Origin of the sequence: Serratia sp. OS31 (assembly GCF_014164835.1) — a bacterium.
Classification (GTDB): domain Bacteria; phylum Pseudomonadota; class Gammaproteobacteria; order Enterobacterales; family Enterobacteriaceae; genus Serratia; species Serratia liquefaciens_A.
This window is the reverse complement of record NZ_JACJFQ010000029.1, coordinates 66,157-74,460: the sequence shown is the minus strand read 5'-3', so window position 1 is coordinate 74,460 and position 8,304 is coordinate 66,157. Positions and strand designations below refer to the sequence as shown.

The following is an 8,304-nucleotide window of genomic DNA, read 5'->3' as shown; positions in this document are numbered from 1 at the left end:
CCATAGGGTATAATGTGAACTAATGAACCTCAGGGCGCAGCATAATAGCTGCGCCTTTTTTATTAACAATAGTTATCTACTCGTAGGGGCGCTGCATGCTGCGCCCTGAACATAACAACAGTTTCTGCAAAACATTTCGCATAACCGATCACTCAATATGTTTTCTCCACAGTAAATCTGGTTAGGTATCCAAAATGCTGGAGGAAGAATGACACATTACCCATCAAGAAAGTCCTTTCGTTTGCGCTATTACAATTACGCTTCCGCGGGGATCTATTTTGTGACGATTTGTACTCATAAGAGACAATGCCTTTACGGCACGATAAATAACTCAGTCATGCAGATGAGTACCTACGGGAAAGTTGCGGAGGAGTGCTGGTTACAAATCCCTCAACACTTTAACGGCGTGCATTTAGACAGCTTTGTCCTGATGCCTAACCATCTGCATGCACTGCTTCACCTTCGCAACGAAAAGGCAGCTAGCCTTGGGACTATCATTCGCAGCTTCAAATATGCTGTGACACGGCAATTACATCAATCTGTCTGGCAACGAAGCTATTAGGAAAGGGTCATTCGTAGTGAAAGAGAATTGGCGTTAACTCAGGAATACATTGCAAATAACCCTGCCCAATGGGGAACGGACAAAGGAGAAGATTATTAGCCTGCGGGCCGAACGTGGGTACAACCGCTACATGGGTTACAGATCTGACCGGCCACATAGGTAACACTTTCGTCTAATCGATACGGATAATACTGTGCTTAGCTCTGTCGTAGTAAGCCAGTATCATCCGGTCGAACAACACAACATCCAACCCTTCACCCACTTCTTTAAGCATCACATACTCTCCCCGTAGCGCCTCACTGACAAACAGTCTTTTACCGAGCCGTATATCTCCTTTTTCAGCCACTTTGTACAACCGGGCTCCTTCCGGATAGTTAATCTCCGGTACCCGTCCGTCCCACTGCCGGGGTGAAGGCACCCACACCGAAGACGGTGTTGCCCCTCCCAGTGCCGCATGCGGTCTTTCATGATTAAATTCATAACGATAATCACTGAACCATGCCTGTTGTTCTTCCATCGTTTGCCGGATGTTGTTGTGACTCAGACCCGCCTTTAACGAACGGTGCATCCGCTCATGACGGCCATTTTGTTCCGGGTGGCCTTTCTTTATACGCTCCGGGTAAATACCCAACTTTATCATCCATACACTGAGACTACTCAGCCCGGCTATACCCGTGCCGGCAAAGGGCGCTCCATTATCGGTTCGCACAACCTCTGGCAGACCATACTCATGGAAGGCTCTCTCAAAACAGGCTCGAGTGAACAGCAGGTTTTCTGACGCGCTAGCCTCACATGCCAGAAGATAACGGCTATGGTTATCGGTCAGTGTAAAAGGGCGACAGTATTCCTGACTGAGTAGTCTGAATTTACCTTTAAAATCAGCACTCCAGACCTGATTGACGGCCTGAATATCAGTAAGTGCATGCGTATTTTCGGGCGTTTTTCTGCGTTTTATCCTGTCTGGGACAAGGCCTTCGCGTTTGAGAATATCGCCAATCGTACTGCCTGCGGGAACGTCAAAAGGGATTTCATGGTTGAGAAGCCACTGACGAATTTTATTTGGGCCCCAGTCAGGATGAGCACGACGAAGGCGAATGAGGCAGTTAATGACGTCGGATGAATGTTGCCGTGCATGAGTCAGAGGCGCACGGGAATGGTCCTCAAGAGAGGAGACGTCATCGGGCTGAAAACGCTTAAGCCACTTGTACCCCGTTTTACGGCTGATACAAAAATGCCTGCAGACAGCGGAAAAAGAATCCCCGCTGGCCTGACAGGCATGAATAAATTCAAGGCGTTGCATGGTAACAGTCTCGGCCCAGGGCATAGTGAATTACCTCCGCCATGCCAGTCTATAACTGTTACCCATGTGACCGGTTAAAAGTGTTACCTATGTGACCGGTTTGTACCCGTGTTCGGCCCCTACAACTAACAATCCGCCCAATGTATGACAACAATTCGTGGTCAAATACTGTTCGAATTCTAATTCTCACTGATTCAAAAACTTGTCGAGGAATTGTTGGGTACGTTGGTGCTGCGGATTAGCGAACAGCTCTTTTGCCGGCCCTTGCTCCACGATGCGACCGTGGTCCATAAATATGGCACGGTCGGCCACGTCGCGGGCGAAGCTCATCTCGTGCGTGACGATCACCATGGTGCGCTTTTCTTCCGCCAGCGAACGTATGGTGTTGAGCACCTCGCCCACCAGTTCCGGGTCGAGCGCCGAAGTCGGTTCGTCAAACAGGATCACTTCCGGCTGCATCGCCAGCGCCCTGGCAATCGCCACTCGCTGCTGCTGCCCGCCGGAAAGACGGCGCGGATAGGCCGACTCTTTACCGCTCAGCCCCACTTTGGTCAACAAAGCCCGTGCGCGCTGTTCCGCGCTGGCCTTGGGCTCGCCTTTTACGATGACCGGACCTTCAATAATATTTTCCAACACCGAACGGTGCGGGAACAAATTGAAGTTCTGGAACACGAACCCCACCTGCTGGCGTAATGCACGAACCTGTTTTTTCTGTTTGCTCAGTGGCTTGGCACCGTCGATCAGTATATCGCCAACCCGAATAGTGCCGGAATCCGGCACCTCCAGCAGGTTGATGCTGCGCAGCAAGGTGGTTTTCCCCGAGCCGCTTGGTCCGATAATCGCCACCACCTCACCGGCACCGACTTCCAGATCAATCCCATGCAGCACCGTTTGACCGTTGAACTGCTTGGTCAGTTTTTTCACTTCTATGGCACTCATGCGTTACTCCTGATCCTGGCGGTTTACGTGGGCTTCCAGACGATTTTGCAGCGCCGAAAGCAGGGTCGCCATCACCCAGTAAATCAGCGAGGCCGCCAGATACATGGTAAACACTTCCAGGGTACGCGAGGTAATCAACTGTGCCTGACGGAACAGTTCCGGCACCTGAATGGTCGCCGCCAGCGAGGTGTCTTTCACCAGGCCGATAAAGCTGTTGCCCAACGGCGGCAATGCGGTACGCGCCGCCTGCGGCAGGATCACCCGACGCAGCGTCTGCCAGCGGGTCATACCGATGCTGGCTGCCGCTTCCCACTGCCCTTTTTCAATCGACGAAATCGCCGCACGAAGGGTTTCCGAAGTATAGGCGGCGGTATTGAGCGACAGACCAATCAGCGCTGCCGGGAAGGGATCAAACTCGATGCCGAACTGCGGCAGGCCGTAGTAAATCATGAACAGCTGGGCAATCAACGGCGTGCCGCGAAACAGCGACACATAGAAGCGCGACAGCCATGACAGCGGCCATAACGGCGAAAGGCGCATCAGCGCCAGCAGAAAACCGAGCAGTAAACCGAGTGCCATGCCCCCCAGACTGAGCTGGAGAGTGAGGATCGCGCCCCGCAATAAAAATGGCGCTGAATCCAGCGCCAGTTGGATACTTTCGTGCATTATTTAGTTACGTCCGCGCCAAACCATTTCTCGGAGATCTTCGCCAGCGTGCCGTCTTTTTGCATTTCGGCAATCGCCTGGTTAATCGCGGCCAGCAGTTCCGGGTTGTTTTTACGCACCGCCACGCCCGACTCCTGACGTGAGAACGCCGGGCCGGCTACCGCCAGCGTATCGCCGGTTTTCTTCACCAGATCCAACGCCGCCAGACGGTCAACCAGAATAGCGTTGATACGGCCTACACGCAGATCCTGATATTTGGTCGGATCATCATCATAGGTACGCACGTCAACGCCCTGCACATTGTCACGCAACCACTGTTCGTAGTTGGTGCCAAGGCCCACGCCGACCTTTTTGCCCTTCAGGTCTTCCGGCTTGGTGATGGTGCCTTCATTGCCCTTCTTCACCAGAGCCTGAATACCGGAGACGGTATAAGGCGTCGAGAAGTCGTATTTCTTTTTGCGCTCGTCGGAAATGGTCACCTGATTGATCACCACGTCGATGCGTTTTGAATCCAGCGAGGCCAGCATGCCATCCCACTTGGTAGGATTCAGCTTGGCTTTAACGCCAAGATGCTCCGCCAGGGCGTTGGCGAAATCCACCTCGAAGCCGGTCAATTTGCCGTCTTCCCCCTGGAAGCTGAACGGCGGATAAGTGCCTTCCAACCCGACAACCAGGGTCCCGTGATGCTTCACCTGCTCCAGCAGGTTATCGGCGGCATAGGTCTGCGTGCTCAAACCGGCGGTCAGCGCAACGCTCATTACGCCCAGCAGCAATTGACGACGAACTTTGGAAAAGATCATAAACACCCCATCTGTTGTTTATCTTTTTTGATATCAGCACTTTAACAGTGTGACCGCCTGCTTGAAGGAATATAACCTTATAAATATAGTTCAAAATGGAATAACAAACCGCGTTCACACCTGTGGATGATAGGCGAACAGCGCCGGCGCACCGCCGGTATGGATAAACAAAATCGGGCCCTCATCGCGGAAACGCTGCTGGGCTACGCCGTCGATCAGACCGGCCATCGCCTTACCGCTGTAAACCGGATCCAGCAACACCCCTTCCTGCTGTGCCAACAGGTGTATCGCCGCCATGCCCTCTTCGTTTGGCATGCCGTACTGCGGCGCAAAATAGTCGTCCCACAGCGTAATCGGCGCCAGTTCGTCGATGTCCAACGAACAGGCCAGCGCTTTTTGGATCAGCTCCACCTTGGGCAATTGGTCGATCACCTTGCGTGAAACGGTCACGCCGATCAGGTGCGTTTCCGGCAGCAGTTGCTGCAGGCCAACGGCCAGCCCGGCATGGGTCCCGGCGCTGCCGGAGGCCACCACCACCGAGCTGAACGCGACGTTGCTGCGCTGGCTCTGTTCGGCAATTTCCAGCGCACATTGCACATAACCCAGCGCCCCCAGCGCATTGGAGCCCCCTACCGGCACCACATAAGGTCGGAAACCTTGCCCTTCAAGACGGGTCGCCAGATCGGCCAACTGCTGTTGCGGGTCGTGCAGCGCATCGCACATCACCACTTCGGCGTTAAACAACCCGAGCAGCAAGCGGTTGCCGTTGGTCAGGTAGTTTTCTGCCTGGGTGTCGATTGGGTTTTCCAGCAGCGCTACGCAGTGCAGACCCAGCTTGGCCGCCACGGCAGCCGTTTGACGTACGTGGTTGGATTGGATGGCGCCGGCGGTGACCAGCGTGTCCGCACCCTGACGCAGCGCTTCTGCGGCAAGAAATTCCAGTTTTCTCAGCTTGTTACCGCCCATCGCCATCGGTGTGACGTCGTCACGTTTGATGTAAATTTCACGGCCAAGGTAGTCTGAAAGGCGAGACAGTTTTTCGAGCGGAGTGGCAGAGCCCACTAAATCGAGGCGCGGGAATTGCGCCAGTTTGTGTTGCAGATTCACAACTTCCCCCAGGGAATCAGGTATCAACATCCAAAAGATAGATTTAGCAGATGTGAACCCAATAATCACTCTTTATTCGTGGCGGGAGAGGCACGAAAACCCCGGCTGGCGCGCCGGGGAGGCAGATCAGTAGCTTTTTTGCCAGGCAAGATACTGGTCGTATTTGCGCAGCGCGATGCGGTAATTGTTGTGCGCAGCCGAAGGCAGGTCTTCGATGATGCGCTGATGGCTGACGTTACTGGCAAACTTGTCGGCCGGATAATTACGCTCCACCAGCATTTCATCCAGCCGACGCAGGCGCACCACGTATTCGCGGATGGTGCTGTGGCTCATTTCGGTCTGCTCAAACAGATACTGCTTGAACGCCATGATGTCGAAATAGCTCGGATGGCTGTTGCAGGAGATCTCACTGCAAAAGCGGCACAGCGCCGTCAGCTCATTTTGCACATTCAGCCACACGTGATCGTCAATCGGCTGGTCCATGCGCGCAATGGCATCTTTGTTGATGATCTTGCCACGAAACACCAATGCCATGCGATCCAATAGCTTGCCGCACTGAGAACAATGGGTCTGGCTGTGTTTGTAATCTTTCAAATAACGGCTCAGCGGCCGTTTTTTCAATAGTATGCCTGGCATAGGAGCAGTCCGATTATCGCAATGGTGATCAGGTTGAAGGATCAAGGTTGAGTACATGTCAGTTCTCGTTCGCCAGTCGGGCGCGCAGACGTTTGATCGCCTGGCTATGCAGTTGGCTGACGCGCGATTCCCCCACGTCCAGCACGGCGCCGATCTCTTTCAGGTTCAACTCTTCCTGGTAATACAGCGTCAGCACCATTTTTTCGCGTTCCGGCAACGCCTCGATGGCGTCGATCACCCGTTGGCGCAGATTGCCCTCCAGCAGATGATGTAACGGATTGGCCTCTTCGTGCCCTTCCAGCAGCGGTTCCGCGCTTTCGCCGTGCTCTTCCCGCCATTCGTCGTAGGAGAAAAGCTGACTGTTATTGGTGTCCAACAGAATTTGACGGTACTCATCCAAAGGCAGGTTCAGCGTCTGCGCCACTTCCACTTCGCTGGCCGGTCTGCCGAGCCGCTGTTCCAACTGCCGCATCACCTGCGCCACTTCACGGGCATGGCGACGCACGCTGCGCGGCACCCAGTCACGGCTGCGCAACTCATCGAGCATGGCGCCGCGAATGCGTTGCACCGCATAGGTGGTAAAGGCGGTTCCCTGCAGGGCGTCATAACGCTCAACGGCGTTTAACAACCCAATTCCCCCGGCCTGCAGCAGATCGTCGAGCTCCACGCTGGCGGGCAACCTGACCTGCAGGCGCAACGCCTCGTGGCGCACTAACGGAACGTAGCGTAGCCAGAGAGAATTTTTGTCCATCACGCCTTCGGCGGTATACAGATCGCTCACTATGTCTAAAACCTGCGGATAAGAGAGTCAGCGCTATTATCCGTAGGGGGCAAAATGCCAATCGGCTGAACAGTCGTACAAAACAGGCCTTATTTGCGCCATGCATTAGCTGAGCGGCGCGCGACCATAAAAAAACCCCGCCAAGGCGGGGTTCTTTTGCGACAGGTTAATCGGGGAGAGTCGATTAACGCAGCAGGGACAACACGTTCTGAGTAGACTGGTTAGCCTGTGCCAGAACAGAGGTGCCAGCCTGTTGCAGGATGTTGGCACGGCTCATGTTAGACACTTCGGTCGCGTAGTCAGCATCTTGAATACGGGACTGAGAAGCAGACAGGTTGTTCACGGTGCTGTTCAGGTTGTTGATAACAGAATCGAAACGGTTCTGTACCGCACCCAGGGAAGAACGCAGACCGTCAACCTGAGACAGTGCTTTGTCCAGGGTTGCCAGTGGGTCAGCAGTTTTAGGCGTGGTGCTCATTTCAGCGCCTTTGGTTACTTTACCTGCGCTGTCTGCAGTGGCCTTGAAGTATTTGGCGTCTGCACCGGTACCTTCCTGGATCAGGTAAGATTTGCCGCCGTCATAGGATTTCAGACCAGTAGTGTCGCCCGTTGCAGTGACTTCTTCCTTAACGGTAGTGGCAGCAGCCGTATCGGTCAAACCAGTGGTTTCTGCTGCTGCGATAGCAGTGATGTCACCAGAAGTTTTGTCGATGGTAGCTTTGTAGTTCTTGCCATCGGTACCTACAGCGTAAATGTCACCAGTGGTGTTGTCTTTAAGGTAGCTGGCTGGTGCAGCACCGTTAGCCTGTTTGTTGGTGGTGTTGGTGATAGTCAGATCTTTACCGGTTGCAATGGTAGTTACTGCACCGCCAACTTTAGTGGTATCAACACCGTCTGCCACGCTGAACTTGTCCAGGCCCAGAGTTTTAGAGTTGATGTTTTTCAGATCGATCTGAATGGTTTCGTTGTCGTTGGCACCAACCTGAATAGTCAGCTTCTGGTCGCCGCTCAGTACTTTCACGCCGTTGAAGTCGGTTTGTTCAGAGATACGGTTGATCTCAGCCAGACGTTCGCCGATTTCGTCCTGGATGGATTTCAGATCGCTTGAAGAGTTAGAACCGTTCTGGGACTGTACGGTCAGACGACGGATGTTCTGCAGGTTGTCGTTGACTTCGTTCAGTGCGCCTTCAGTGGTCTGCGCCAGAGAGATACCGTCGTTGGCGTTACGGGAAGCCTGAGTCAGGCCTTTGATGTTAGCGGTGAAACGGTTAGAGATCGCCTGACCCGCAGCATCGTCCTTGGCGCTGTTGATACGCAGACCGGAAGACAGACGCTCGATCGCAGTACCCAAAGAAGACTGTGATTTGTTCAGGTTGTTCTGCGCCATCAGCGACAGGCTGTTGGTATTAATTACTTGTGCCATTGTATGCTTTCCTTACGTGTCAGTTGCGATCTTCGCAACGTAGTTAAAAGGTTCGGGCTGCTTTGCCCACGGCGTCAACCACCGTCCCAT

The 8,304-nt window shown here is 53.7% G+C and carries 8 protein-coding genes; all 8 read right to left on the bottom strand.

Features of this window, described 5'->3' with window-relative positions; translation table 11 throughout:
• Positions 1-734 precede the first annotated feature (734 nt).
• Positions 735-1,862 carry an integrase core domain-containing protein gene (locus H5P17_RS20655; RefSeq protein WP_255477969.1) on the bottom strand — a complete coding sequence of 376 codons (1,128 nt, stop codon included), beginning with the start codon at positions 1,860-1,862 and terminating at the stop codon, positions 735-737.
• 186 nt (positions 1,863-2,048) lie between these two features.
• A complete protein-coding gene (gene tcyN, locus H5P17_RS20650; protein ID WP_182824923.1) occupies positions 2,049-2,801 on the bottom strand; it encodes an L-cystine ABC transporter ATP-binding protein TcyN in 753 nt (250 codons plus the stop codon).
• A gap of 3 nt (positions 2,802-2,804) precedes the next feature.
• Entirely contained in the window at positions 2,805-3,467 is a 663-nt protein-coding gene (tcyL, locus tag H5P17_RS20645; RefSeq protein WP_037419074.1) for a cystine ABC transporter permease, read from the bottom strand.
• The gene (gene tcyJ, locus H5P17_RS20640) at positions 3,467-4,267 is read right to left on the bottom strand and encodes a cystine ABC transporter substrate-binding protein (protein WP_046373262.1); all 801 of its coding nucleotides are present in this window, start codon (positions 4,265-4,267) and stop codon (positions 3,467-3,469) included. Before tcyJ ends, tcyL begins: the two co-directional genes overlap by 1 nt.
• A gap of 114 nt (positions 4,268-4,381) precedes the next feature.
• On the bottom strand, positions 4,382-5,374 hold the full coding sequence (locus H5P17_RS20635; RefSeq protein WP_182824921.1) for a D-cysteine desulfhydrase: 993 nt from the start codon (positions 5,372-5,374) through the stop codon (positions 4,382-4,384).
• A gap of 126 nt (positions 5,375-5,500) precedes the next feature.
• The gene (gene fliZ, locus H5P17_RS20630) at positions 5,501-6,010 is read right to left on the bottom strand and encodes a flagella biosynthesis regulatory protein FliZ (protein ID WP_182824919.1); all 510 of its coding nucleotides are present in this window, start codon (positions 6,008-6,010) and stop codon (positions 5,501-5,503) included.
• Positions 6,011-6,068: 58 nt separating this feature from the next.
• Positions 6,069-6,791, bottom strand: coding sequence for an RNA polymerase sigma factor FliA (locus tag H5P17_RS20625; protein WP_044552033.1), 723 nt, complete (start codon positions 6,789-6,791; stop codon positions 6,069-6,071).
• A gap of 184 nt (positions 6,792-6,975) precedes the next feature.
• Positions 6,976-8,214 carry a FliC/FljB family flagellin gene (locus tag H5P17_RS20620; protein WP_044552034.1) on the bottom strand — a complete coding sequence of 413 codons (1,239 nt, stop codon included), beginning with the start codon at positions 8,212-8,214 and terminating at the stop codon, positions 6,976-6,978.
• Positions 8,215-8,304 lie beyond the last annotated feature (90 nt).